Origin of the sequence: Thalassomonas actiniarum, from assembly GCF_000948975.2 — a bacterium.
GTDB lineage: Bacteria > Pseudomonadota > Gammaproteobacteria > Enterobacterales > Alteromonadaceae > Thalassomonas > Thalassomonas actiniarum.
Map to the genome: position 1 here is coordinate 468,676 of NZ_CP059735.1, position 25,005 is coordinate 493,680.

Annotated in this window: 21 protein-coding genes; 11 read left to right on the forward strand and 10 right to left on the reverse strand. The window is 50.3% G+C overall.

Features of this window, described 5'->3' with window-relative positions; genetic code table 11:
- Positions 1-4: 4 nt before the first annotated feature.
- The 3 genes from SG35_RS02125 to SG35_RS02135 are packed head-to-tail and all read right to left on the reverse strand — an operon-like array spanning position 5 to position 3,203.
- Positions 5-1,012, reverse strand: a complete 1,008-nt coding sequence (locus tag SG35_RS02125; RefSeq protein WP_053043158.1) for an alpha/beta fold hydrolase — start codon at positions 1,010-1,012, stop codon at positions 5-7.
- A gap of 44 nt (positions 1,013-1,056) precedes the next feature.
- Positions 1,057-2,502: an ATP-binding protein gene (locus SG35_RS02130; RefSeq protein WP_053043159.1), complete on the reverse strand. Its 1,446-nt coding sequence runs from the start codon at positions 2,500-2,502 to the stop codon at positions 1,057-1,059.
- Positions 2,499-3,203 carry a response regulator gene (locus SG35_RS02135; RefSeq protein WP_044833816.1) on the reverse strand — a complete coding sequence of 235 codons (705 nt, stop codon included), beginning with the start codon at positions 3,201-3,203 and terminating at the stop codon, positions 2,499-2,501. The genes SG35_RS02130 and SG35_RS02135 overlap by 4 nt, the downstream gene beginning before the upstream one ends.
- A 262-nt stretch (positions 3,204-3,465) precedes the next feature.
- Between SG35_RS02135 and SG35_RS02140 the strand changes: the two genes are divergently transcribed.
- Complete coding sequence (locus tag SG35_RS02140; RefSeq protein WP_160298317.1) at positions 3,466-3,933, forward strand: Spy/CpxP family protein refolding chaperone; 468 nt, start codon at positions 3,466-3,468, stop codon at positions 3,931-3,933.
- 84 nt (positions 3,934-4,017) lie between these two features.
- Here the strand turns inward: SG35_RS02140 and SG35_RS02145 are convergent, their stop codons facing one another.
- The 5 genes from SG35_RS02145 to rsgA form a co-directional block, all read right to left on the reverse strand.
- The gene (locus tag SG35_RS02145) at positions 4,018-5,922 is read right to left on the reverse strand and encodes a M56 family metallopeptidase (protein WP_044833818.1); all 1,905 of its coding nucleotides are present in this window, start codon (positions 5,920-5,922) and stop codon (positions 4,018-4,020) included.
- Positions 5,923-5,955: 33 nt separating this feature from the next.
- Positions 5,956-6,336, reverse strand: a complete 381-nt coding sequence (locus tag SG35_RS02150) for a BlaI/MecI/CopY family transcriptional regulator (protein ID WP_044833819.1) — start codon at positions 6,334-6,336, stop codon at positions 5,956-5,958.
- 159 nt (positions 6,337-6,495) lie between these two features.
- Positions 6,496-7,233: a glycerophosphodiester phosphodiesterase gene (locus SG35_RS02155; protein WP_044833820.1), complete on the reverse strand. Its 738-nt coding sequence runs from the start codon at positions 7,231-7,233 to the stop codon at positions 6,496-6,498.
- A 47-nt stretch (positions 7,234-7,280) separates the two neighbouring features.
- Positions 7,281-8,114 (reverse strand): archaetidylserine decarboxylase, encoded by an 834-nt coding sequence (gene asd, locus SG35_RS02160; RefSeq protein WP_044833874.1) that lies wholly within the window; start codon positions 8,112-8,114, stop codon positions 7,281-7,283.
- A 66-nt stretch (positions 8,115-8,180) separates the two neighbouring features.
- Positions 8,181-9,218 carry a small ribosomal subunit biogenesis GTPase RsgA gene (gene rsgA, locus SG35_RS02165; RefSeq protein ID WP_044833821.1) on the reverse strand — a complete coding sequence of 346 codons (1,038 nt, stop codon included), beginning with the start codon at positions 9,216-9,218 and terminating at the stop codon, positions 8,181-8,183.
- A 301-nt stretch (positions 9,219-9,519) separates the two neighbouring features.
- Between rsgA and orn the strand changes: the two genes are divergently transcribed.
- On the forward strand, positions 9,520-10,065 hold the full coding sequence (gene orn, locus SG35_RS02170) for an oligoribonuclease (RefSeq protein ID WP_044833822.1): 546 nt from the start codon (positions 9,520-9,522) through the stop codon (positions 10,063-10,065).
- A gap of 197 nt (positions 10,066-10,262) precedes the next feature.
- On the opposite strand, the gene SG35_RS02175 is transcribed toward orn, so the two are convergent.
- On the reverse strand, positions 10,263-11,129 hold the full coding sequence (locus SG35_RS02175; protein ID WP_044833875.1) for a LysR substrate-binding domain-containing protein: 867 nt from the start codon (positions 11,127-11,129) through the stop codon (positions 10,263-10,265).
- 201 nt (positions 11,130-11,330) lie between these two features.
- Here SG35_RS02175 and SG35_RS02180 point away from each other — a divergent pair, with 201 nt between their 5' ends.
- From SG35_RS02180 to SG35_RS02200, 5 genes are all read left to right on the forward strand, one after another.
- Positions 11,331-12,455, forward strand: coding sequence for an S-(hydroxymethyl)glutathione dehydrogenase/class III alcohol dehydrogenase (locus tag SG35_RS02180; RefSeq protein ID WP_044833823.1), 1,125 nt, complete (start codon positions 11,331-11,333; stop codon positions 12,453-12,455).
- Between the two features lie 80 nt (positions 12,456-12,535).
- Positions 12,536-13,390 carry an S-formylglutathione hydrolase gene (gene fghA, locus SG35_RS02185; RefSeq protein WP_044833824.1) on the forward strand — a complete coding sequence of 285 codons (855 nt, stop codon included), beginning with the start codon at positions 12,536-12,538 and terminating at the stop codon, positions 13,388-13,390.
- A 125-nt stretch (positions 13,391-13,515) separates the two neighbouring features.
- A complete protein-coding gene (locus SG35_RS02190) occupies positions 13,516-14,025 on the forward strand; it encodes a DUF4442 domain-containing protein (RefSeq protein ID WP_044833825.1) in 510 nt (169 codons plus the stop codon).
- Positions 14,026-14,208: 183 nt separating this feature from the next.
- Positions 14,209-17,796 carry an Hpt domain-containing protein gene (locus tag SG35_RS02195; RefSeq protein WP_044833826.1) on the forward strand — a complete coding sequence of 1,196 codons (3,588 nt, stop codon included), beginning with the start codon at positions 14,209-14,211 and terminating at the stop codon, positions 17,794-17,796.
- A 168-nt stretch (positions 17,797-17,964) separates the two neighbouring features.
- Positions 17,965-18,099: a DUF1289 domain-containing protein gene (locus tag SG35_RS02200; RefSeq protein WP_236702624.1), complete on the forward strand. Its 135-nt coding sequence runs from the start codon at positions 17,965-17,967 to the stop codon at positions 18,097-18,099.
- A gap of 38 nt (positions 18,100-18,137) precedes the next feature.
- On the opposite strand, the gene queG is transcribed toward SG35_RS02200, so the two are convergent.
- Positions 18,138-19,298, reverse strand: coding sequence for a tRNA epoxyqueuosine(34) reductase QueG (queG, locus tag SG35_RS02205; RefSeq protein ID WP_044833828.1), 1,161 nt, complete (start codon positions 19,296-19,298; stop codon positions 18,138-18,140).
- 234 nt (positions 19,299-19,532) lie between these two features.
- Here queG and SG35_RS02210 point away from each other — a divergent pair, with 234 nt between their 5' ends.
- The 4 genes from SG35_RS02210 (at position 19,533) to mutL (ending at position 25,004) form a co-directional block, all read left to right on the forward strand.
- A complete protein-coding gene (locus SG35_RS02210; RefSeq protein WP_044833829.1) occupies positions 19,533-21,119 on the forward strand; it encodes an NAD(P)H-hydrate dehydratase in 1,587 nt (528 codons plus the stop codon).
- Positions 21,120-21,141: 22 nt separating this feature from the next.
- Positions 21,142-21,621, forward strand: a complete 480-nt coding sequence (gene tsaE, locus SG35_RS02215; protein WP_044833876.1) for a tRNA (adenosine(37)-N6)-threonylcarbamoyltransferase complex ATPase subunit type 1 TsaE — start codon at positions 21,142-21,144, stop codon at positions 21,619-21,621.
- Between the two features lie 86 nt (positions 21,622-21,707).
- Complete coding sequence (locus SG35_RS02220) at positions 21,708-23,027, forward strand: N-acetylmuramoyl-L-alanine amidase (RefSeq protein WP_044833830.1); 1,320 nt, start codon at positions 21,708-21,710, stop codon at positions 23,025-23,027.
- 6 nt (positions 23,028-23,033) lie between these two features.
- Positions 23,034-25,004 (forward strand): DNA mismatch repair endonuclease MutL, encoded by a 1,971-nt coding sequence (gene mutL / locus SG35_RS02225; RefSeq protein ID WP_044833831.1) that lies wholly within the window; start codon positions 23,034-23,036, stop codon positions 25,002-25,004.
- Position 25,005: the final 1 nt, after the last annotated feature.

The window sequence follows — 25,005 nt, forward strand, 5'->3', positions numbered from 1 at the left end:
CTCTTTAATATGCCTCAAACCATTGTATTGCCCGGGTAAGCGCCTGCTGTCGATATTCATCTTTTTCAAACAAGAGTTCGTGGCGGGCCCTGTCTACGGTGATCGCTTTACCGCCGGGGCAGGAAGCAGGGAAGATTTGATTTAACCGGTAGCAAAACTCATCCTGGGCCCGGTTATCGACTATGATCTCTGCCCCCGCCTGCAACACATTTATCGGCGTTTTCAGCCGGTTTAAGTCCCTGAAAATGGCCTTGTGGGTGTTAATGGCTTCGTTTAACCAATGGAAGGTGACCCCCCCCAGTTGCAACTCTGTGGTGGTTTGATATAACTCGGTAAATTTTTGGTAGCGTACCTGTGAGTGCATCAGGGGATTGTTGTTAAAGTCTTTTTGTGCAAATCCTCCCTGGCCGATAAAGTACCAGGGGGTCTTGCTTAGCCATTGGTTAAGGCGGTTGCCGGTTTTTATCAGACACGCGGCAAACCAGTCGGGTATGCCGCCACTGTTAATGGCGATCATAGGCGAAGCAAAAACCGCTGCGCTGATGTTGTTTTCGTATTGCTGTAAATACCGGGTGGCGATCGCCGCCCCCATGGAGTGGGCCAGAATATAGTTTTTTGAGCGGCTGTCGGCCCTGACAATAGTGTCGATAAACTGGTGCAGATCCCGGCTATAATCATCGAAAGACTTCACATAACCTTTATGGGGGTTATTTAACAGCCGCTGTGAAATGCCCTGGCCGCGGTGATCGATAATATAGACGCTGTAACCGGCATGAAACAGATCATAACAAAGCTCCTGGTATTTTAAATAACCCTCCGAACGTCCCGGCACCAGGATCAGTTTGTTGTTGCTGGTTTGTCCGTTTTGTTGCTCGAAAGCGGCAAAATTGATGCGGGCATTATCAACCCCGCTAAAGTCGCTAAAAAGACCTTGTTGCCAAAAGGGTTGGATCTTATCCCGGTAAACCCGGTTCAGTTCCGCTTCTTTGGTCAGTTTAATACTCGCAGCCATACTTTTTATCCCTGTGTTCATCTACCAACACAAGTGAAGACCGGCTAACCGGCATCCGTTTGTTCTGGTTGAATATTATCAAGAGGTAATTGTATGGTAACCGTCAGTCCGCCGCTATCATTATTCTTTGCCGTGATTGTACCCCGGTGCGCCAATACTGCCTGCTTGGCAATGGCCAGGCCCAGACCTGTGCCGCCGGTTTTCCTGTCCCTGGCTTCGGCGACCCGGTAGAAAGGATCGAATAATTGCGCCAGGGCATGCTCAGGTACGCCTGGGCCGGCATCGGCAATGGCGAGTACGGCGTTATTGCCTTGATGCCTGAGTGTTACATCAATATTGCTGCCTTGCGGGCTGTATTTCACCGCATTGCCCAGCACATTGCTGATGGCACTGGCAATCAGCTGGCTGTCGGCCTTAAGCTGGCTGTTTTTTACCGCCTCAAGCTGCAGTTTTATTGATTTTTCATCGGCGGTAAACTGGGCGTCCTGGAGCAAAATATCCAACAGCCCCGTCAGATCAAGTTTGGCAAAGTTCAGCTGGTGCAGCGCATTCTCGAGCCGGGATAAGGCCAGTACGTCGGCGATCATTTGATCCAGGCGGTGCACTTCAATTTCACATCTTTGCAGGTGTTTGCTTAAATTTTCCTGATCGCCGGAGGATTTTTGCGCCAGGCCCAGGGCCATTTGCAGCCGGGTCATGGGGGAGCGCAGTTCATGGGAGACATCCCCCAACAGGCGTTTTTGCGCCAGCAGGGAGATTTCCAGTTTTTCTGCCATCTGATTAATGCTTCTTGCCAGCGAGCCAAGTTCATCGCTGCGTCCGGCGCCGTCATTTACCCGCACCGATAAATCGCCGTCTCCGAGCCGGTTGGCGACGCTGCGCATGCTTAATAACGGCTTGCTGAGGTTACGGGCCAGTAACCAGCAAAAAATAAAGCTGATCACCAGGGGCAGGGCGATACGGGCCCAGGGAGGCAATTGGGAAAAGAACAGCATGGTAAAATGTTTCCGGCTTTCTTTTACCGCAACAAAAAACTGGTAGTCCTTATTGTTTATAGTGACTTGCTGCGGCCCGGTCAGACGCAACTCGGGAAACTGGTAGGTTTTAAGTTCGGTAAAGTCATTGCCGCTCAGGTAGTTTTTAAGGGCTGGCAAGTCATTGCCGGAGCTGGTCATGAGCTTGCCGCCGGTCACTTCTTTTATCCACAGCTCCGGCGGATTACCAAAGGCCCTTTTTATCTTAAAGCGCCCCCTGCGCTGAAAATTCTCGAGAAAATCCAGTACGTCCGCCGGTTGTGCCCGGGTGATCCTGCGGCTGATATTGTGCAGGTGTCCCCTGTCCCCTTCGTGGGGGGCTAGGATCAGGATATCATCGCTTAGCTGGGTGATAATAAAACGTGTGGTTAATATCGATAAGATGGTGATTAACCAGAACCAGCAGAAAAGTTTGACCTTGATCGATGACAGCACCGCCTTGGTTTGCTTGATCATGCCAGGGATTCACCGGATAAAAAGATGTAACCGGCGCCGCGGATGGTTTTGATTTTATCCTGCTCGCTGGCGGGCAGGAGTTTGCGCCTGATATTGCTGACATGCATGTCGATGCTGCGGTCAAACGGGCTGAGCTTGCGTCCCAGCACTAACTCAGACAAGGTTTCCTTGCTGACTATGGTGCCGTGATGTTCCATCAGGTAGGTCAGGATCTGGTATTCGGTGCCGGTGAGTTCCAGTATTTGTCCGTGGCAGCATACCTGGCGGGTGGCATGGTTAAGTTCGACCTCGTTGACTTTTACTAAAGCCACGGGTTCGTGATTGTCCCTGATAATATCTATGCGCCGTAAAATCGCCTTGATCCGTGCCAGTAACTCCCGGTGATGAAAAGGTTTGGCCAGGTAATCGTCGGCGCCGAGTTCCAGCCCGAGTACGCGATCGGTATCATCCCCCTTGGCGGTAAGCATTAACACCGGGGTCTGATGACTGCCGCCCAATGCTTTTAATACCTCAAAACCGTTGAGCTCGGGCATCATCACATCGAGTAAAATCAGATCTATGCCCTTGTCATAGGCCCGGGTTAAGCCGGATACGCCGTCATGGCAGCATTCGACCTCAAAACCTTCACCGCCCAGATATTCAGTTAATAACTCTGTCAGTTCCCTGTCATCATCGATAATCAATAAACGTTTATTATTCACAGTACTATCCCCGGTAACGGCATTAAATCAAGGTGGAAAATCAGCCCATAGCTATCTAGGCAAAATTATAATACCCCAGAGATGAAAAAACAGCGCAGCCTTTTACATAACCTTTACACTGGCTTTGCGTTTCTTTGCGCTGTGCTGGTTATACTTTTTTCAAGCTTGTTTAAGCGCCTTCACCTGCCAAAGGAGCTGAAGGCAAAGGGGCGTTGAGCCCGGATGAGCGTTAGATCAACGTTAGATGAAAGTCGAGGAGACAATGATGAAAAAATCTTTATTAAAACCGTGGAAGTCAACCCTGGCATTAGCCGCACTTTGCGGTGTTTTAGCCCTGCCTAATACCGCTTCAGCCTGCCCCGATGACGGCTTTAGCGCGCAAGACACAGAGCAGATGAGGCATCATGGCGGCAAAGGCAAGATGCGTCGCATGGCCCGCCACCTGGAGCTGGATGAAGTGCAAATCAGTGAGATCAGGGCAATACACCTGGCCGCCCGGGATGAAAATACCGAGCTGCGTGATACCATGAAAACCTTTAGGGAAGAAATGAAAACCTTACTGGCGGCGGAAACCTTTGATGAAGAAGCCTTTGCCGCGCTGCAGGAAAAATACCAGGAAAGCTTTCAGCAGAAGGGCTTGCTTAAGGCAAAAACCAAACATGCGGTGATCCAGGTTTTTACCGATGAGCAGAAAGAAAAATGGCTGGCGGGCAGGCAGGATAAGTCTTAATTTTTGCCGGTTTATCTTGCAGCTATTATTGAGCAGGACAGGCAGAGAAACTTATGGAGAATTTAAGCCATTCTCCATAAGCGGCTATTTGAGGTTAAAAGAAAAAATCTTGCTCATCTGGCTTGGTACCGCTTTTCCATCCTGCTGTGCCGGGGTAAAGCGCCATTTTGCCATGGCATTGCGAATGTTGCGTTTGAAATAATTGGCCTTGCCGTTTTGTGCAAACACCAGATCTCTCACCTTACCGTCAACATCTATGGTAAAGCGTACTTTCACTTCTAGCTCCAGGCCTTTACGTTTGGCCGTGGTCGGGTATTTGGGCTCAACCGAGTTGATTAAACGGGCGTTGACTTTATCCGTCGCGAAGCTGTTTTTTACCTTGTTTGCCCGGGGCTTTTCTGCGGCAGGTTTTTCCCGGGAAAGCTCCCGCGCCAGTGCCGCTACCTGGTTGGCATAAGGGTTATTGACCGGAGAAAACTTATTGCTGGAATCGGTTCTGATAAAAGCGCGCTCTGAATTGCTGCTGCTTTTTACGGTATCCTTATTGAAGGCAGCAGGCTGGGTTTGCTGGCGGGCAAATTCCTGTTTTTCATCCAGGTGCAGTTGGGCCAGAGCGGGCTCCCGTGCTTTTGACAAGCTTGTTTTCGCCGTTGCAGGCTCGGTTTGCATTGGGGTTTGCTGCACGGCTTCCCGGTTTAAATTTTGTTGGGCTGCAACCGGCGCCGGGGGGGTCTGCGTTGCAACATTTACTGTTGCCGGCTGAGGACTTGTCTGCTCGCTAGGCAGGGCATTAGTTTGTTCTTTTTCCTGCGCCGTTATGCCGGGTAAGGGCGTCTGAATAGCCAGTAATTCCCGGGCAATAGAGGTATTCTCGTGCTCAGGAAGGTAATCGCTTGATTTGGCATCAAAAAAGCTATTACTTTGGCTTTGGGAAAAAGGCAGTTTCCCCTGGGCCAGCTGTTGCAACGGTCCGGGCAGGGTCAGCACAGAAGTCAGTAAAAAAATGGCCAGCAGCACGGTAAAAGGGGCAAGCCATTTAGCATGGTCGTTATCGTTAGCGGCACAATGATGGTTGACCAGGCGAACGACCCGTTGCTTTAAGTCACCGCCGGAAGCGGCCATCGCCATCACAGGAATGGTGCTGTGTCTGTGTTTGGCACATATTTCTGCGGTATCGGCCAGGGTATGGGCATAGGCGATATGATCCCCGCACAGGGCGACGGCAATATCATCGCTGCAATATTCCCGCTCGATGCGCATCTTTTTGGCAATCCACAGCACGCAAGGGTGGAAGAAAAGTAAGATCTCCACCAGGGTCTGTAGAAAATTGACCAAATAATCATGGCGGCGAATATGGGCCAGTTCATGCAAAATCAGCATATCCAGCTGGGCGCTGCTCAGGCCGGTGATCATACTGGCAGGCAGTAATACCACGGGTTTGAGCCAGCCTATGGCCATAGGAACTTCGGCTTTTAAGGAGATCAACAAACGGGGCAGGCGTTTTAGCCGGACCCGCTCGGCCAGTAAGGCAAATCTTGCCGCCAGTTCGGCATCCGGCTGCCGGCTGGCCAGCTTAGGCAAGTGGTTAACGCTATAGACCTGCATCAGTAATTTCACCGCCAGGAAAATCACTATACTTAACCAGGCAAAGGAAACGTAAGGCAGGTTTTCCACCAGATCGTTTGACCACCAATAACCTGTGATTTGCTGCTGGGCGTTAAGGGGTTTTTCCTCCGCCAATAACTGGCCAAAGTGAGCCAGTGGGATGTTATCCGGCTGGTAGATCAGGCAAAAGGTGATCACCGGCAACAGCAGGCATAACAGCATGGCAAAAGCGCTAAAAGCGTAACGCAGCTGGGGATTTTTATCGGGAATAATAAATAGCGCAGATTTTAACAGCAATGCAACCAACAGCCCTTGCCATAAGAAATGGATAAGGCTAAGTCCCAGGCTATAAAAAAATGGACTGCTTAATAACTGCTCCGTCATTATATTTCCCAATTTTCTCCCGTGTTGGTGTCTTTATTTTTCTAATTCGCTTAACAGCTGGCGTATATCTTCGATTTCTTCATTGCTGGTGGAGTCGTCTATGGCGCGCATTACCAGTTTAGAGGTCGAACCGCCAAAGGCTTTCATGATCAAATCTTTCAATAACGAAGACTGGGTATGGGTTTCGCTGTTAGCGGCCGCATACACATGTGCCCGGTTGCTTTCGTCACGGATCACCAGGGATTTCTCATGCATAATTTGCAATATCTTTAAAACCGTAGTGTACCCTGTTTTTTGGGTTTCGCTAAGCGCTTCGTGTATTTGTCTTACCGTCGCCGGGCCTGTTTGCCAGAGAATATTGAGTAAGTTCAACTCAGCCTCGGTTGGCTTAAATGTCGACTTGTCCCGAGCCATTGCAATTTCCTTAATGTAATTAATTGGGGTATTTTCTACCGTAATACGAACCCAATCGTATCTTCTGCAGAATAAATGAGCAACCATAAATCACACTTTAATTGCATTTTTTTATCTTTTTATTTGGAAAGTTCCGTTTGAATATTTACAGTCTTATAATTAAATATTTGAACTTTCGATTGTTTTTAAATAATCCCTACTTTTATCAGGGGCATTGCTAAAAATGACATCCACCCCTAAGGCATAACAGCGGCGAATATCTTGCTGCCGGTCTACGGTATATACTCCCACAGTCAGCCCCCGGTCATGGGCATCATTTACCAGGGCCGCGTTTAAACAGTCGATAGAGACATTGAGCTGGCAGACATCAAGTGCCCGGGTAAATTCGCTATAGGTTAACGGGCAGCTGGCGATTAAAGCCGCGGTTTTTATTTTTGGGTATTTCTGCTTAACGGCCGCCAGCAAATGATGGTTAAAGGAAGAAATAATAAAGTGTGACCAGGTATAGTTTTCTTTGACTATAGCCTGCTCAAGCTGTTGTTTGAGTAAGCCGGTAATGGCAGCCAGTCGCCCGGGGGCGACCCCGGCATCTTTGAGTTCGATATTGACAGCACAGCGGCCATTTATCTGCGCTAAAGCCTGTGCCAGGGTGGGGATTTTTTGCTGATTGCCTGCGTCGAGTCGGGCTAATTCGGTCAGCCCCAGCTCATCATAAGCCCCCTGGCCATTGGTGGTAATGTCCAGGTGGCTATCGTGCAGGACAATCAATTCGCCGTCAGGGTGATATTGCACATCCAGCTCTATGCCGTCTGCCCCTTGCACAATTGCCTGTTCAAAGGCAAGCAGGGTATTTTCCGGGAAAGCGGCGCTGGCGCCGCGATGTGCAAAGATTTCCATATGCTACCTCTTGATTGTCCGTTTATTGCCTGGCTATCGCCGGGCTGTTACTTGGCGTTGTTGAGATCTGCGCAATGTTCCCCTAGCCGGGTGACCGTACCCGGACCGGCGCTTTCATTAAAAGTCACCATCTCGGGGGCGAAGGTGCTGATCACGGTTGAGCCAAGTTTAAAGCGGCCCATTTCATCGCCTTTCTCAAAGTGGATGGCATCAACGCCGGTTGCCGGGTAGTGCCAGCGGAAAATGTCTTTGCCTGCCGGCGGGGTGACGGTACCGGCCCAGACGGTTTCTATACTGGCCACTATGGTTGCACCGACCAGCACCATGGCCATAGGGCCTTGCTCGGTATCGAAAATGGTCACCACCCGCTCATTTCTGGAGAACAGGTTGGGGACATTATTTGCCGTTAATGGATTGACGGAAAATAATTCACCGGGGATATAAATCATTTCCCGCAAGGTGGCGGCCATCGGCATATGAATGCGGTGGTAATCTTTCGGGGCCAGGTAGATACAGGAAAAGGTGCCGCCCTGGAAAGGGGCCGCAGTGTTTTCGTCGCCGCCGAGCAAACCGGTTAAGCTGTAGTTAAAACCTTTTGCCTGAATAAGCTGGCCGTCGGTGATATCCCCTTGCTGGCTGATGGCGCCGTCTACCGGATAACATAAGGTAGTGGCATCGGTATCCATGGTGCGGGCGCCCGGTTCGAGCTCGCGGGTGAAAAAATCATTGAAGGTTTTAAAATCGCCGGCATTTTTCAGCTTGGCCTCCCCCATGTTGATGCCATAGGCTTTAATAAACATCGAAATCGCGCGGGTAGTGAACCAGCCGGCTTCGGCAGCGGCAAACTTACCCACCAGGCGGGATAGGGCATGCTTGGGCATGATATATTGCAAAGTAATTTTTAACTTATCTAACAAAACAAAATATTCCTTAAAGTAACAAAACGGTTAGTCATTAAAGCGCGAAGTGAGTTTGTTCTCACTGATACTCGCTAAAATGCGCTGAAAACTGGTGAAGCGATCCGGATGGATTTTTTTTTGCTCTGCCGCCGCTATCAGGGCGCAGCCGGGATCTTTAATGTGTTTGCAATCCCTGAATTTGCAGCCGCCGAGAAATTCGCTAAATTCGATAAAGCCGTGGCAGACCTCTTGTGGGGTTAAATGCCATAAACCAAATTCCCGGATCCCCGGGGAGTCGATCAGATCGCCGCCATGATCAAAGTGAAATAAACGGGCAACGGTGGTGGTGTGTTGTCCCAAACCTGAGTTTTCCGAGACTTCCCGGGTGATCAATTCCAGTCCCGGCATCAGGCTGTTGGTCAGGGTGGACTTACCGACCCCCGACTGGCCGACAAAAATACTGGTGTGATTTTTAAGCTGCTCTTTTAGTTCGCCGATGCCCTGTTCGGTTTTATTGCTGGCATACATCACCTGATAGCCGATATCCCGGTATATTTGCAGTTGGGCTTCGATGGCTGCCTGGTTGCTGTCATCGAGTAAGTCGACTTTATTGAGTACTATCACCGGGGTGATGCCGGTTTGCTCTGCCGCTACCAGGTAGCGGTCGATAATATCGCCGTTAAAGGCGGGTAATACCGAAGAAACGATTAATATCTGGCTGATATTGGCAGCTATCGGTTTGACGCCGTCATACACATCGGGGCGGGATAACACCGAGCTTCTGTCATGTACGGCTTCGATCACGCCGGCAATGCTGTGCTCGGTTTCTTTGCCCTGGCGCCATAAAACTTTATCGCCGCACACCAGGGATTTTATTGAGCGGCGTAAATTACAGCGGTAACTGAGGCCGTCTTCCCCTTCGACATCGGCATGCTGACCAAAGCGGCTGATAACAACGCCATGCTGTGCTTCGCCTAATTCATCGTCCTGCCATTGGTGTTTATCGGCTTTGTTGCGTATTTTTTTTTCTTGGTTCGCCTTGATGCGCCGTGCCTGACCTTTGGTCAGTTTTGCTCTCTTAGCCACGAAATTTTGTCATCTTTATCTGATTTACCTAGCGTTTTATTCCCGCCTTACCTTGTATGGCCGCGGAAAAAATATCTTAAATCCGGTTGTTTGTTAGCTATTATACCCAAATAACACCAAGATGCAGTTATCTGCGGCAATTTAAAATGCTTTGGGCAAGGTATTGATTCGGTATATACTTAATTATTGATATTTTTTCTAATACCAATCACGTTTACTGCTTAGGATCGTATTTTTATTTAAGTGCCTGCTAAAGTGGTGTTGTGTTGTTAGGCATTAATCGGTTTTTTAAGGGAAATTTATGGCGTTGTGTGATACCAATTTAATCTGGCTGGATCTGGAAATGACGGGTCTGGAACCGGAAACGGATGTTATTCTGGAAATGGCGACAATAGTCACCGACAGTCAGTTAAATATTTTGGCGGAAGGACCCGTTTTTGCCATTGCGCAGCCGCAAGATGTCCTGGATAACATGAGCCCCTGGTGTGTCGAGCATCATGGTCGTTCCGGTTTAACTCAAAGATGCCTGGAAAGCGAGACTAGTTTGCAGCAGGCGATGGCGGCAAGTTTGGCGTTTATCGAAAAATATGTGCCGAAAGGGGTTTCCCCGATGTGCGGTAACAGCATAGGCCAGGATCGACGTTTTCTTAATAAATATATGCCTGAATTTGAAGATTATTTTCATTACCGTAATCTTGATGTCAGTACCGTCAAAGAGCTGGCGCGCCGCTGGAATCCGGATGTGCTGGCCAAGGTTAACAAACAAGGTACGCATCTGGCCCTGGATGATATCCGCGAATCTATTGCCGAATTAAAGGTTTACCGGCAGCACTTTTTCAAACTGTAATTGCCTGTTTCTTTGCTGGCCTGCTCAGGCCAGCTTATCCGCAAGGAAATCCAGCAGCAGTCGGGTATCTTCACAGGAGATAGCGGGATAAATGCCGGTTACCCGGATATACGCCCCAGATAATTTCTTGCTGTTGTCGAAACTGGTCCAATATCCTCACCAGCCGGTCTGTTGCCTGGTGCTGCCGGTGATAAGGTTTAGGCCAGCTTATCCGCAAGGAAATCCAGCAGCAATCTGATTTTCGGAGATAAATGCCGGTTACCCGGATACACGCCCCAGATAATCTCTTCCTGTTGCTGAAATTTATCCAATACCGTGACCAGCTGCCCTGTTTCCAGATACTGCATAAGGTAATAGTGGGGCAGTTTTACCAGGCCTATGCCCTTTAAGGCGGCATCTACCAGGGCGGTGCCGCTGTTATAGCGGATATTGCCTTTCACCCGGATATTTTTCTCCGCCCCGTTATGGCAAAAACACCAGTGATCTAACGTGCCCAACAAACAATTATGGCCGCCGAGATCGGTCAGCGAGTCGGGAATACCGTGTTGCTTAAGGTAGGCGGGGGAGGCGCAGACATAATTGTTGCGCCGGGTTAATTTTTTCGCCATCAGGCTGGAGTTTTCCAACTTCCCTATCCTGATGGCGAGATCATAACCCTGTTCAACCAAATCCAGGTTCTGGTTGGTGAGAAAGGCGCTGACGCTGATATCCGGGTAGTCCTGAATAAAATCATTGATCAGGGGTAATACCTGCTGTTCGCCATAGGTGACCGGCGCGGTTAATTTAATATTGCCGCGGGGGGTTTGTTGCAGGTTGGTGATGCCGCGTTCGGCGGCTTCGAGATCATCGAGTACCGCGCGGCATTGCCGGTAAAAAACTTCACCCTCCTGGGTCAGGGAAACTTTACGCGTGGTGCGGTAAAAGAGTTTAATGCTGAGCCTGGCCTCTAAGGCGCTGATTTGCCGGCTGACCTGGGCGGTGGAAAGGGTTAGCCGTTTTGCGGCCCCGGTGAAGCTTTCACTTTCCGCCACCGCGACAAATTCACTGATCCCCTGCCATTGCACCATTATTACTGTCTTGTAAAAGTGTATTGTTAATTAACTATATTATCATTTATTTAGAAATAATTATAATAGGCTAATATCAAGCTACGATAGATAATCGTTTTTGGCAGACAGCAGCTTTGTCTGCACCATTAACGTGATCTTTTATTTCCGTGAAACAGCTAAGTAAAAAGCCAAGTTCAAAAAGCAGAGAGGATTAACATGTCTGAACAATTTATCAAATCAAGAGCCGCGGTTGCCTGGGGACCCAATCAGCCCCTGTCTGTGGAAGAAGTGGATGTGATGTTGCCGAAAAAAGGCGAAGTGCTGATCAAGGTGATTGCCTCAGGAGTTTGTCATACCGATGCCTTTACCTTATCCGGTGAAGATCCCGAAGGTATCTTCCCTTGTATTCTAGGCCATGAAGGCGGCGGTATCGTCGAGCAGGTCGGTGAAGGGGTGACCAGTGTCCAGGTCGGCGATCATGTGATCCCGCTTTACACCCCGGAATGCGGCGAATGTAAATTCTGTTTGTCGGGTAAAACCAACCTGTGCCAGAAAATTCGCGAAACCCAGGGTAAGGGACTGATGCCCGACGGCACCACGCGTTTTTATAAAGACGGCAAACCTATTTTTCACTATATGGGCTGTTCTACTTTTTCCGAATATACCGTGCTGCCGGAGATTTCCCTGGCCAAAGTCAATAAAAAAGCGCCGCTGGAAGAAGTGTGCCTGCTTGGCTGCGGCGTAACCACAGGCATGGGGGCGGTGATGAATACCGCCAAGGTTGAAGAAGGTGCCACCGTGGCCATTTTCGGCTTGGGGGGCATAGGTTTATCCGCGGTGATCGGCGCGACCATGGCTAAGGCCAGCCGCATTATCGTGATCGATATCAATGACAGTAAATTTGAACTGGCGCGCGAGCTCGGTGCGACCGATTGTATCAATCCAAAAGAATACGCTAAACCTATCCAGGAAGTGATTGTTGAATTAACCGACGGCGGCGTCGACTACTCGTTTGAATGTATCGGCAATGTCGATGTCATGCGTTCGGCGCTGGAATGCTGTCATAAAGGCTGGGGTGAGTCGGTGATCATCGGGGTTGCCGGTGCCGGCCAGGAAATTTCTACCCGTCCGTTCCAGTTAGTCACCGGCCGGGTATGGCGGGGCACGGCTTTCGGCGGAGTGAAAGGGCGCTCTGAACTGCCGGATTATGTTGAGCGTTACCTGCAGGGGGAATTTAAGTTAGATGACTTTATTACCCATACCATGCCATTGGAAGAGATCAATGAATCTTTCGACTTGATGCATGCCGGCAAAAGTATCCGCAGCGTGATTCATTTCTAGACAGCCATTTCAGGTAGCAAATACTCAGGCACCCGAAACCTGTTTCGGGTGCCGTTAACCATATAGACTGAATATTACCTATGACAATCACCCAAGTTTCAGAAAACAAAGTATTTGGCGGCAGACATGTCCAATACCGGCATCAGGCAAACAGCCTGGCTTGCGATATGCGTTTTGCTATTTTTTTACCTCCCCAGGCGAGTGAAAATCATAAAGTCCCGGTACTTTATTGGTTATCCGGGCTGACCTGCACCGATGAAAATTTTATGCAAAAAGCAGGAGCCTTGCGCATCGCCGCCGAGTTGGGCATGGCGATAGTGGCACCGGATACCAGCCCCAGGGGGGAAGCTGTACCCGACGATGCCGATAACAGTTATGACTTCGGACACGGCGCCGGTTTTTATGTCGATGCGACCGAGGAACCCTGGTCAGCTCATTATCAGATGTATACTTATATCCGCGATGAACTGCCAACGCTTATCGAGCAGCATTTTCCGGTGACTGGGGAGAAAGTGATCAGCGGTCACTCCATGGGCGGTCATGGCGCCCTGGTGCTGGCATTGCGTAACCCCGGCCTTTACCGCTCGGTTACCGCTTTTAGTCCGATATGCAACCCGAGTACTTGCCCCTGGGGGGAAAAAGCCCTGAGTAATTATCTGGGCGAGGATAAAACCGCCTGGCAGCAATATGATGCCAGCATCCTGATGGTCAAGCTTGAACAAGACCAGCACATACCGGCTTTAGTGACGCAGGGGGGAGACGATGAATTTCTTGAGCAGCAGCTCAAACCCGATACCTTAGTGGCGGCGGCTAAGGGGAATGATTATCCGCTGAGTTATGAACTGCAGCCAGGATACGATCACAGTTATTATTTTATCAGTAGCTTTATCGAACAACATCTGAGATTCCATGCCCGGCATCTTGGGCTGGCATAACCTTCAGGCGTAAATATCAGAGAAAATGGCGGCGATATTATCTTCATAACGGAGATTTTTCTTGCAGGTCAGACCAGTTTTGGTTAACAATGAATTTTTGTTTATCGACTAATTGGGAAATTAACATGGCCAATCGTTTCAGCCGGTATGTCGCTGCCATTAACAAGACACCTGCTTTTATGCGCTCTGCGCTGTTGACGAAATTATTTTGCTCTCAGGTAAAATACGCGAAAACCTCAGGGGTGAAGTTACTGAAGATCAGTCATCATCAGACGGAGCTGCTGCTGGAAAACAAGAAAAAGGTGCAAAATCATATCGGCGGTATTCACGCCGTTGCCGCTGCGGTGCTTGCGGAATCTGCTACCGGCATAGTATTTGGCATGAATGTTCCGGACAGCCGGTTGCCGTTATTAAAGTCGATGAATATTCGTTATCAGCGGCGTATGCAGGGTAACCTGGTGGCAAAAGCCCGGTTAACGGATGACCAGATTGCCGATATCCAGCAGACGGAAAAAGGCGATATTATCGTGCCTGTGACGATCACCGACGAGTCGGGACAGCCGCCGATAGAATGTGAAATGCAATGGGCCTGGGTCAATAAAAAGCCTAAGACAGAGGCTGTTGGCAAAAACTGATGCCAAAAAGATGAAATAATCTCCACATGCGCTGTCTATTCATGCCCGGGCAGCGATAAGCATTGCTTCTTATGGCCAATTCCCTACACTAGAGAGTAGAAGTTTGTGAACCCGCTCTTGTTGTAACCATAGGGAATAACCCGGTTGAACCCGCGCTTTAGCGCCGGTGGCCGTTAACCATTTATGAATAAAGCCGCAGCTAAACCCCTTTATCGCCAGTTTACCCCTATGCTGGCCGCTATTTTTATTTTAGCGAGCCTTATCCTGCCACTGGCGATAACCTTAATGTACCTGAGCGAGCAGCAACAGGGATCGGCACAGCAAGAGCAGCTGGCTAAGTTGCAGCGACAAAATCAATATCTGCAATACCGGCAAAAAAATCAGATACTTTTCAGGCAATTGTTATCGGAAACCGATGCCGGGCAATTCTCCCGCCTGTATCAGCGTTTGCTGGACAACTGGCAAATCCTGGCGGAGCAAATTCCGGACAGCGGGGCAAGTGATAATAGCCTATCCGGCGACAGTACTTTATCCGAAGGGGTGAAACGCCTGGCAGCGGGCAGCAAACGTAATATTCAGCTAAAACAGCAAAGCATTATTCAATTACAGCTGGTGGCGGATGCCCTGGACAGCATTATTTTCAACAAACAAGGGCAGCTGGAGCAACTTTATCAGCAACTGCAGGCGGATAACATCAGCGATGCGGTGACCGTTAGCCGGGCCCGGGCGCAAGGCAAGATATATACCGAACTGGCCCGCTACAACCAACTGGAAAGTTTACTGGCTCAGCTGCTGGTTTTATTTGCCGATCTGGATCTGCAATTCCCCTTAACCGAGTTTGAACAGCTCAGAAACCGTGCCGAAGAGCTGTTAACCCTGACCGGTGAATTGACGGCTGAGCAAGGGCCGGATGTCCAGCTGATGGCGTTGAGTGATGAAATGAATAAATTGTCGGCATTATTGCTGACTCAACAGCGTACCCTGGCAAAATGGCAGGGGCATTTGCGTCTGGCACATGAGTTTCGCCGGGTTTTAGCTGTTCACCGGGATAAGGCCAAGCAGTTGTTGACCGATAAACCGGTAGCCGAGCCGGAAGGAAAGCCCTCAAAACAGCTTGCAGGAATACAAGGCTGGCTGCTTAGCCATACCCGGGGACAGCCGCTGTTTTTTGCCGTCAGTCTATTCGCAGGGCTGGCGATAGCCGTTTTCTTGCTTCTGGTGCGTCTGCACCTGCGCCTGAAGGCATATACCAGGCAAAGCCTTGTCCTGTGTGAACAGTTAGCCAGCGGGGAACAGGTGAATGAAAGTTTAATCAGCTCTTTTGAAAACAGTCGCTTTACCCGAATATTCAGCCAAATGAAAAAGCCGGAGGTCACTGCCGAGGAGGTGAAACGCCATAGCCAGGGTTACCGGATGCAACTGAAAACCTTAGCGCAGGAAAATCATGTGCTTTACTGGCAGCAGGATGGAGAATTTACCCTAGCCCGGCAGTTGAACCGGGGAAGTAAATATCTGTTACATCAGGCGATAACCGTCAGCAGCTGGCGTCATGCTTTTCCCGCGGAAGAAGTGAAAAAGTTAACGGCAGCTGCCCGGGAGGTGAAAAAGAGCACCGAAACACAAAATATCCGGGTCTTCACTCACTCGGGAGAATTGCTGGCCATTTCGCTTATTTACCGGGATCATAATTTTTGCGGCACCATAGTCAATGCCGATGTTATTGCCGGTTATGAACAGCAGCTGGTGTTATTAAACCAGGAGCTTCAGGAACAGCAACAGGCCCGGCAGCTGTTTATGCAACAAGAGCATCAGCAATTGCATCATTTACTGACGGTGGCGGGTTTGCAGATACAAAGTCTGTCGTACGGCGCCGATATTTCTCCGCGGCAACTGTCCCGGCAATTGACCCGGGCAGCCGACGGCTTGGATCAGTACGCCCTGTTGGCCGCTTTGAAGGATAAGCAGTTGGTGATGGCATTGCAGGATGTGGATTTGCTTAATGAGATCCATGCGGCCATGTATAATTTGATGGCACAAGGCAGACGACAACAAAATACCCTGGTGCTTGATTGTGATCCCGGCCTGAGCCGCCAGGTAAAACTGGATGTCCGCCTGTTCCATGAATTACTTAATGCCGTTTACCGTCTTGTGCTTGCCGGTATTTTTAAAGGGCAATTAACCTTGACAGTGAAGCTCAGGGACAGGCATCCGGGACAACAAGTGGTGCAAGTGAGCGTTGAAGTCTGCAGCGGCCAGGCATTTAGCCGTTTGCCTGCTTTGCTGGAGTTGCTTAATAAGGATGAGCAAATCCCGCAAGATCTGGGAGGCAAAGCGCTTGTTGAATATTTTCAGTTGCTATTGGCACGTCATCACGGCACTAATCTCTTGGCCGAGCTGAGTGAGCAGGGTTACCGCCTGGCCTTTGATTTACCTTTGGCATTGGCAAAAGCCGACGAAGATGAAGCGGATATAGAGGAGCCGGCACCGTTAACTTTGGTATGCCTGTCTGATAACCGCGAACAGCTGCAACAAGTCAGCCAGTTGCTTAAACCGCTGAAGCTTGATGCTTACTCGGCTGCCGATGAATTGATAACTCAGCTGACACCGGGGCAACTCAAGAGTCGTCCGGTGGATGTGGTGATGGTCGGTGAAGCGCTGTTTGCCAGGGAAAAAGATCAGCTGCTTACCCATATAAATGCCTTACCTGAAGCGCTGCAGCCTAAACTCTTGGTATTGCAATCGGAGCTGGCCCAGGTTAGAGAGCTAGTTAAAGAGCAGGGTTTTTATTCTCCGGCAGCGGCTTTATTGTCACGGCAAAACCTGCTTTGTGAAATCCGCGCCCTGATGCAGCAAGAGGCAAAAACCAATCTCCTGTTTAACCCACAAATATGCCGGCAATATGCTTTTATCAGCACCGAAGTTGAAGTCTTGCTCGGGGTGAAAGAACCCGGTAAACACCAGGCATTGATTTCAGTGTTGAACTGGCTCGGATTGCAGGTGCGCCTGGCGGCGAATAACAAGCGTACACAAGAGCTGTGGTATGGCGGACGTTTCCTGTTGTTAATCACGGAATTTGAACAGCCGGCTTTTGTAGACCTGGATAAGGGCAAAGCATTTGAGCGTGGCCTGTTTAGTTTGCCCGGGGGAGCATCCTTTGACGGCAAGGAAAGCGCTAAAGGCTGGCGTTTAGCGCAGCTGCCTGCACTATCGGATTTACCAGCCCTGGTAGCCATATTAAGGCCCTGGTTGAAAGTGCAGGAACAGAGCCGGATTCAAGCAGAACCTGCCCGGGAAGAAAGTCCGCAACCACAGGCAAGGATTCAGGAAAATAAACCAAGTAAGCCTGAGCTTTCGCCTTCTGGTATTGCCGGTTATTCCCCTGAATTGCAAGAGTATGCGCTGCAGCAGCAATTATTCCATGTGCAGGATAATGAAAGTGAGGTGTTGGCGGCATTTGATTTACCGCGCTACACCCGGCATCAACATTCGGCAGAGCTGGCGGCGTATATGCTGGATGAATACCTGGCGGATAACCGCGATTACCTGGCGCAGTTAACCGCGGCTTTCCAGTCGCGGCATTTTCAGCAGGCAGGTAAGGTGCTGACCTTATTGGAAAAAAATGCCGGTATTCTCGCGGCAGATAACTTATTTTCCCTTTGCCGGCAAATGCAGGCATTAGCTGAACAAAAACATCTGAAACAGGCGGATGCCTTGCTTGAGCAAACCCGGCAGGAGCTTGATGCCATAGAAAATTATGCCGAAAGCATTTAAGGGCAGAAACTCATGAAAATCACTAAGGTTCAAGAGCCTTTAGCGAGTAAAAAGTCCTTAGCAGATGAAGAGCCCTCAGCTGATAAGGAGCCTTCAGCAGATGAAGAGCCCTCAGCTGATAAAGCCCCTTCAGCGGAGGTAAGCAGCCCTTGTGTACGCAACTGCTGCCTGGATCATCAGGACTATTGCCTGGGATGTTTCCGCCATCTGGATGAAATCACCGGTTGGTCCGGATTTAGCAATGAGCAAAAACGTCAGGTATTGCTGCAATGCCGGTTAAGAAGAAAAAATCGCCAGCCATAAGTCTGTACTGGCCTGAAGTGAGGGCTCTCAAACCAGAGTCAGGCATCGCGGGGCAGGCCCTTTTCGATGGAGCGGATCAGTCGCCCGGTCAAACGCTGGTTGACTTCGATAACTTTAATCTCATGTTTCGCTTGCTCGGCTTTGAGCTGCTGCTGCGTGAGCGCCCATTGGATATGCTCGGCTACCATAGCATCTGCGTCCGGTAACTTTGCCGTTAAGGCGCTGACTATCTCCTGTGAAAAACCGGCATTGCCCAGTGCCACGGCAATATTACGTTGCCAGCAGGCATAACCTATGCGCCGTATCGGCGAGCCCTGGGTTTTATCCAGAAACTCTGTCTCACTCCAGGCAAACAGGGTTAATAAACTGATATCGTCGAAATTATTGCGCGGCTGAAAATCATCCTCTTGCCCGAGTTTGGCAAATTTGTTCCAGGGACAGATCAGCTGGCAGTCATCACAGCCATAAATACGGTTGCCGATCAGCGGGCGAAACTCCTCCGGGATGGCATCGCGTAATTCTATGGTTAAATAGGAAATGCAGCGTCTGGCATCTACGGTATAAGGGGCAACAATCGCCTGGGTAGGACAGATCTTCAGGCAGGCTACACAATGGCCGCAGTCGTTTTTAGGTGCCGAATCGCTGGGTAACGGAATATCGACTAACAGCTCTCCGAGAAAAAACCAGGAGCCCGCCTGTTTGTTGATTAATAAGCTGTGTTTGCCGACCCAGCCCAGGCCTGCTTTTTCCGCCAGCGGCCGCTCCAGTACCGGTGCGGAATCGACAAAAGGACGAAAATTGAACTGCTGGCAATGCTCTTTAATTTTTTTGCCCAGCTGCTGCAGGCGTTTGCGCATTAATTTATGGTAATCGCGTCCCAGGGCATAGCGGCTGATATAGGCATGGTCTTTCTTTTTCAGCAGTTTGGCAAATTTGGCATCGGTGGGCAGGTAATCCAGGCGTACGCTGATCACCGAGACGGTGCCGGGTTCAAGTTCATCGGGGCGTGCCCGCATCATGCCGTGGCGCGCCATATAATCCATATTGCCGTGATAACCCTGCTCCAGCCAATGTTTTAGTGCCGCTTCATGTTCGGACAGGTCGATATCTGAGATCCCTACCTGGGAAAATCCCAGTTCACGGCCCCAAAACTTGATTTTTTCGGCTAATTCCTGATAGTTGATGGTAGAGGATGACATGGATGAGATGGTAATGCCTTCAAGTAAACTGCTTAATAAATTCAGGGATCAGTTTACCACAGCCAGGGTCAGGCGCTAAACAAGTTAATAAAAATGCACCCGGGTTTGCGGTAAATCAAGAAATGGAGCCCTGTCCTTAGCAAGCCGTTTGCCTTTACGTTTTAATGGCGGAGCCGCTGACGCTAAAGTGGAAAAGTACAGAAAACGGGAAACCGGGAAAGGACGTAAAAAATTATGCCCCCAGCAAGATCAAAAGCGAAGTTACCGATAAAATTGGCCGATTGTCTGCCCCAGCCGGCCTATAGGGCCGGGCAAGTCAAAGACAATGAAGCTGAAGTTGCCGCTTCACAGGGCATTGAAATGTATGCCCTGATGGAAAGTGCCGGCGGCGCTGTGTTTTCCCTGATGCAATCTTTATGGCCAAAAGCGACCAAAGTGCTGGTGCTTTGCGGTAAAGGCAATAATGGCGGAGACGGTTTTATTTGTGCCCGTTTGCTGCGTTGCTCGGGTATCGATGTGCAGGTGCTGAGCACAGTAGCAAAAAATGCCCTTAAAGGAGATGCCCTCACGGCATATTTGCAACTGGAAAAAAGCGGTGCTGAAGTGTTACAGGCGGGGGAGTTGGCCCTGGCAAACTACATAAAGCAGGACAGCGGCGGGCAGATCATTGTCGATAGCCTGTTCGGCATAGGTTTTCATGGTCAGCTCAGTCAAGACAGTGAAGCCCTGGTGCGCGCCGTCAACAGCCATGGGGCAAAGGTGATCAGCGTCGACCTGCCATCGGGCTTAAACGCAGATAGCGGCACGGTTAATCCCGAGGCGGTAAAAGCGGATGTGACCCTGACCTTTATCGCCGTCAAACAGGGGCTGTTAACCGGGCAGGCGGCAGGTTATGTCGGCTGTCTGTATCTGGCCGACTTGGGGCTGGGACAGGCTTTTCGGGAACAGATTGGCTCAGATCATTTTATCCAGGGCAGGCAGCAGTTGCCAGTACTGGAGCCGGTATCGGCCATCCGCCATAAAAGCTCCCCGGGACTGGTGCTGGCCATAGGCGGCAATCAAATGATGCCGGGCGCCATCCGTTTGGCGGGAGAGGCAGCATTAAGGTGCGGCGCTTCTATGCTGGCGGTGGCTTGCCACCAGGAAAATCGAAACCGGGTTTTTAACGGTCTTCCGGAAATGATGCTGGCGCCGGACCGGGCGGGTGAGCTGGCCTGCTCTGCTGTGTTTAATAAGGCAAAAGTGATGATCCTGGGGCCGGGGTTAGGCCGGGATCACTGGGCCAAACATTTATTTGATTTTGCCATAACACAGCAGCTGGCCTGTGTGATCGATGCCGACGGCTTGTATCTGTTACGACAGGCCTGGCAACAGGGGGGGTTACCCGATGCCGGGGCAACCCGGGTATTGACCCCCCATAGCGCAGAAGCGGCCTGTTTACTTGGCTGTAAGATCAGCGAAATTAACCGGGATCGCTTTGCCGCGGTCAAAGCCATAGCCCGACAATATCAGGGAGTTTGCCTGCTTAAGGGACCGGGCACCCTGATTTCTGACGGTAAAACCGTATGGATCAACACTTGTGGCAACCCGGGTATGGCAACGGGTGGCATGGGTGATGTATTATCAGGCATAATAGCGGCCATGTTATTACAGCTGAGCGAGCCTTTAGCTGCCGTAAGGCTGGCGGCCTACCTTCACGGGCAGGCCGGAGATAATATTGTCGCAAAGCAGGGGCAGCGGGGTTTGCTGGCCAGTGATTTATTTCCCGAACTTCTGTACCTGGTCAACCACTATCAGGTTGACGGCGGGGCAGAGCGTTAAAAATGAGTTTGATAAAGAGTTAATGAAGACACTAGATTATGATTTAGCCGATGAGCAGGCGACGGTTGCTTTAGGTACGGCTTTAGCCGGGGCGATCCGGCAATTGCAGGGACAAGGTTTTGTTGCCTATCTTAACGGCGATCTCGGCGCGGGCAAAACCACATTGACCCGGGGAGTTGTCCGCGGCATGGGGCACAAGGGCAATGTTAAAAGTCCGACCTACACCTTAGTAGAGCCGTATGAGCTCGACAACTGGCAGGTTTATCATTTTGATCTCTACCGGCTGGCGGATCCGGAAGAGCTTGAATATATGGGGATCCGGGATTATTTTGCCGCCCATTGCTGCAGTTTTATCGAGTGGCCGGAAAAAGGCCACGGCTTGTTGCCGCAAGCGGATGTTACGATAGACTTGGCCTATCACGGCGAACAACGTAAAATCACCTTGGCAGCCCACAGCAGTACAGGCAAGCAGGTATTGGCCGAGCTGGAAAAAACTGTTTAGGTTTGCTGAAGTCGTAAAGTTTTTTTAAGGAGTTTAAGTAAGCTTTTTAAACTGACTTTTGTTAAAGGAAACAAGGTAATAAATTAATGTTGGCTGGATTGAAAATACGATATCTGATCTCGGTAGTCTTGCTCTGGATGAGCTTGTGTTCGGTGAGTTATGCCGTCAATAAAATTGAGGGTATCCGGGTATGGCCTGCCCCGGAAAATACCCGGATTGTTTTTGATCTCAAGCAAAAGCCCGATTACAGCTATTTCAGTTTATCCGGTCCGCAGCGTTTAGTGATCGATTTTAAAAACAGCCAAAATACCGTGTTGCTCAATACCCTGGCGGCGAAAGATAAACGGATCAAACGTTTTCGCACCAGCGAGTCAAAGAAAAAAGGCGCAACCCGCCTGGTGCTGGAGCTGGCGAAGTCCTACCAGCTAACGGTTTTCCCGCTGGCGCCGGCGGGGCAATATGGCCACCGCCTGGTGGTGGACCTGCATGATAAAGAAAGTAAAAAGCGCGTCGTTAAAGCTATCGGCGATAAAAAACGAGATATTATTATCGGTATCGATGCCGGTCACGGCGGTGAAGATCCCGGCTCTATCGGCGGTTACGGCACTCATGAAAAAAAGGTCACTTTAGCCATTGCCAAACGCCTGCAGAATTTGATCAACAAGCAAAAAGGCTTTAAAGCCGTGATGACCCGCACCGGGGACTATTATGTGCATTTAAACCGCCGCACCCAGATAGCCAGGCAAAGCCAGGTAGACTTTTTAATATCCATCCATGCGGATGCGTTTCGTACGCCGCAGCCAAACGGTGCGTCTGTCTGGGTTGCGCTGCATTCCCGGGTGGAGTCGGAACTCTCCCGCTGGCTGGTGAACAGGGAGAAAAATTCAGAATTGCTCGGCGGCGGCGGCGGGGTGATCAAGAATACCGCCGATGATAACCTGGCGATCACTTTAGCAGACATGAATAAAGAGCATTCACTGGAAATGAGCTTAGGCTTGGCCAGCGATGTTATCAGCAAGTTGAAAAAAGTCACTAAGATGCATAAGAAAACACCCCAGCACGCCAGTCTGGCGGTGTTAAAGGCATCGGATATCCCGTCAATCCTGGTGGAAACCGGTTTTATCTCCAACCATAAGGAAGAGAAAAACCTGAAAACCGCCGCTTTCCAGCAGAAACTGGCCCAGGCGATATCCAACGGCGTACGCCAGTATTTCCTGCAAAACCCGCCGAAAGACTCCTATCTGGCCTCCGTTGGCTTTACCCGGCATAAGGTTTCCAGCGGAGAATCATTGTCGCTGTTGGCGCAAAGATACCGGGTTTCCGTCGGCCAGCTGAAATCGGCCAACAACCTGACCAGCAATGTCGTCAGGATAGGACAAACCTTGAAAATTCCCCGGGCGGATTAAACAAAGATGAGCAATATTGAAATTTTACCGGCGCGCCTGGCGAACCAGATTGCGGCGGGAGAAGTGGTGGAACGTCCGGCGTCGGTGATCAAGGAATTGATCGAAAACAGCCTGGATGCCGGCGCTACCAAAATCACAATCGAGGTGGAAAAGGGCGGTATTAAAAAGCTGCGTATCAGTGATAACGGCAAGGGGATAGTAAAAGATGAGCTGACCCTGGCCCTGAGCCGTCATGCCACCAGTAAAATCAAAGATTTAAAGGATCTCGAAGGCATCGCCAGCCTGGGCTTTCGCGGCGAGGCCCTGGCCAGTATCAGCTCGGTTTCCCGTCTGACTTTGACCTCTAAGCCGAAAGAGCAGGATACCGCCTGGCAGGCCAGCGCCGAAGGGCGGGACATGAAGGTATCGGTGCAACCGGCAGCCCATCCCGACGGCACCACCATAGAGGTGAACGATCTGTTTTTTAATACCCCGGCCAGGCGAAAATTTTTGCGCACGGAAAAAACAGAATTTAATCATATTGATGAAATTATCCGCCGCATTGCCCTGGCACGGTTTGATGTCGCTTTCACCCTGAGCCACAACGGCAAAATGGTGCGTCAGTACCGGATTGCCCGGGACAAGACTTATTATGACAAACGGGTGGGGCTGGTGTGCGGTCAGCGCTTTCTCGAACACGCAATAAAGGTCGATTGCCAGCACGGTGATCTGCATTTGTGGGGCTGGTTAGGGAAACCCAGCTTTGTTCGTAATCAAAATGATCTTTGCTATAGCTATGTTAACGGCCGCATGATGCGGGATAAGTTGATCAACCATGCCATCCGCCAGGCTTATGCGGATCTATTGCCCCTTGAAGGTTATCCGGCTTTTGTCTTGTTTTTAACCCTGGATCACCGCGAGGTGGATGTGAATGTACATCCCGCCAAGCATGAGGTGAGGTTTCATCAGGGGCGTTATGTCCATGACTTTATTTATTCCGTGTGCCAGCGGGCATTGCAGGAACAAACAGAATTGCTTGTGCCTGAAACCGGGGAAATTATTAGCGGGGCTACCAGTGCCGGGGTGACTGAGAGCGGAAATGGTGGTGCTATCGATAACAGAGAAACCGGTATTTATGGCGCGGCTTTGCCTGTTCATTCAGGTGCTGAGTCGGCGGTTTCTTCTGATATCTCTTTTGGGGAGCAGCAGGTAAACTCAGTGCCGGGCCAATATAGCCCCTCACAGAATTATGGTGGTGAACGTGCCTATGTTAAGCCTTTAACGTCGCTGGGCAGCCACCAGGGGGCTTACGCGGGGGCTTCGTCAGGACAAGCAGCATCGTCGTCCAGAGTAACGCCGTCCGCCGGGGCTGTGAAAAATTACCAGCAATTAATGACCCCTTATGACGGCGCTGAAACAAGGGCAACTGCCGCACAAGCACAGGAATCGCCAGCCCGGCCGGTGTTTTTTAAAGAGCCTGAATATGCGGTTATTACCCTGAAGCAGGATTTACGCCTGTTGTCATTAACGGCTCTGGCACAAGCGGTAAACCTGGTGTCGGTGCAGCAGCGCTGGCAACAGGGCTTGATCCGCCAGCCGCTGTTATTGCCGGTTCAGCTGAGTTTGCCGGCGCAGCAGTTTGCTTTTGCCGGACGATATCAGCAGGCGTTAGCCCAGGCTGGAATAATTATTACCTTCGGTGATAATAGCAGGGTACAAATCCGGGAGTTTCCGGCTATGCTCAGAGAAAAAGATGTCAGCGCAAGTTTATTATCCCTGTTGTCTTATCTGGAGGCACTGCCACAAGCGGATGAATTAACGCCAGAGCACTGGCAGCAGGGGATAGCCAAGGTTATGCAGCCTGAGAATTTCACCGAAAACAGTGCCCGGGAATTGTTGTTTCAGGCACAATCTGTGCTCTTGGGAAAATTTGAGGCACAGTTGCTCTTGAATTCCGTGGAGCTAGACCTTACATCAGCCATAAGTCAGTTAGGTTAAG

Excerpts from the sequence above, each read along its gene's own strand:
- SG35_RS02145 (WP_044833818.1), bottom strand. The coding sequence starts at position 5,922 with ATGACGGAGCAGTTATTAAGCAGTCCATTTTTTTATAGCCTGGGACTT.
- SG35_RS02140 (WP_160298317.1), top strand. The coding sequence starts at position 3,466 with ATGATGAAAAAATCTTTATTAAAACCGTGGAAGTCAACCCTGGCATTA.
- tsaE (WP_044833876.1), top strand. The coding sequence starts at position 21,142 with ATGAAGACACTAGATTATGATTTAGCCGATGAGCAGGCGACGGTTGCT.
- SG35_RS02190 (WP_044833825.1), top strand. The coding sequence starts at position 13,516 with ATGGCCAATCGTTTCAGCCGGTATGTCGCTGCCATTAACAAGACACCT.
- fghA (WP_044833824.1), top strand. The coding sequence starts at position 12,536 with ATGACAATCACCCAAGTTTCAGAAAACAAAGTATTTGGCGGCAGACAT.
- SG35_RS02125 (WP_053043158.1), bottom strand. The coding sequence starts at position 1,012 with ATGGCTGCGAGTATTAAACTGACCAAAGAAGCGGAACTGAACCGGGTT.
- SG35_RS02210 (WP_044833829.1), top strand. The coding sequence starts at position 19,533 with ATGCCCCCAGCAAGATCAAAAGCGAAGTTACCGATAAAATTGGCCGAT.
- queG (WP_044833828.1), bottom strand. The coding sequence starts at position 19,298 with ATGTCATCCTCTACCATCAACTATCAGGAATTAGCCGAAAAAATCAAG.
- SG35_RS02180 (WP_044833823.1), top strand. The coding sequence starts at position 11,331 with ATGTCTGAACAATTTATCAAATCAAGAGCCGCGGTTGCCTGGGGACCC.
- SG35_RS02220 (WP_044833830.1), top strand. The coding sequence starts at position 21,708 with ATGTTGGCTGGATTGAAAATACGATATCTGATCTCGGTAGTCTTGCTC.
- SG35_RS02155 (WP_044833820.1), bottom strand. The coding sequence starts at position 7,233 with ATGGAAATCTTTGCACATCGCGGCGCCAGCGCCGCTTTCCCGGAAAAT.
- orn (WP_044833822.1), top strand. The coding sequence starts at position 9,520 with ATGGCGTTGTGTGATACCAATTTAATCTGGCTGGATCTGGAAATGACG.
- SG35_RS02150 (WP_044833819.1), bottom strand. The coding sequence starts at position 6,336 with ATGGCTCGGGACAAGTCGACATTTAAGCCAACCGAGGCTGAGTTGAAC.
- SG35_RS02130 (WP_053043159.1), bottom strand. The coding sequence starts at position 2,502 with ATGATCAAGCAAACCAAGGCGGTGCTGTCATCGATCAAGGTCAAACTT.
- SG35_RS02195 (WP_044833826.1), top strand. The coding sequence starts at position 14,209 with ATGAATAAAGCCGCAGCTAAACCCCTTTATCGCCAGTTTACCCCTATG.
- mutL (WP_044833831.1), top strand. The coding sequence starts at position 23,034 with ATGAGCAATATTGAAATTTTACCGGCGCGCCTGGCGAACCAGATTGCG.
- asd (WP_044833874.1), bottom strand. The coding sequence starts at position 8,114 with ATGCCCAAGCATGCCCTATCCCGCCTGGTGGGTAAGTTTGCCGCTGCC.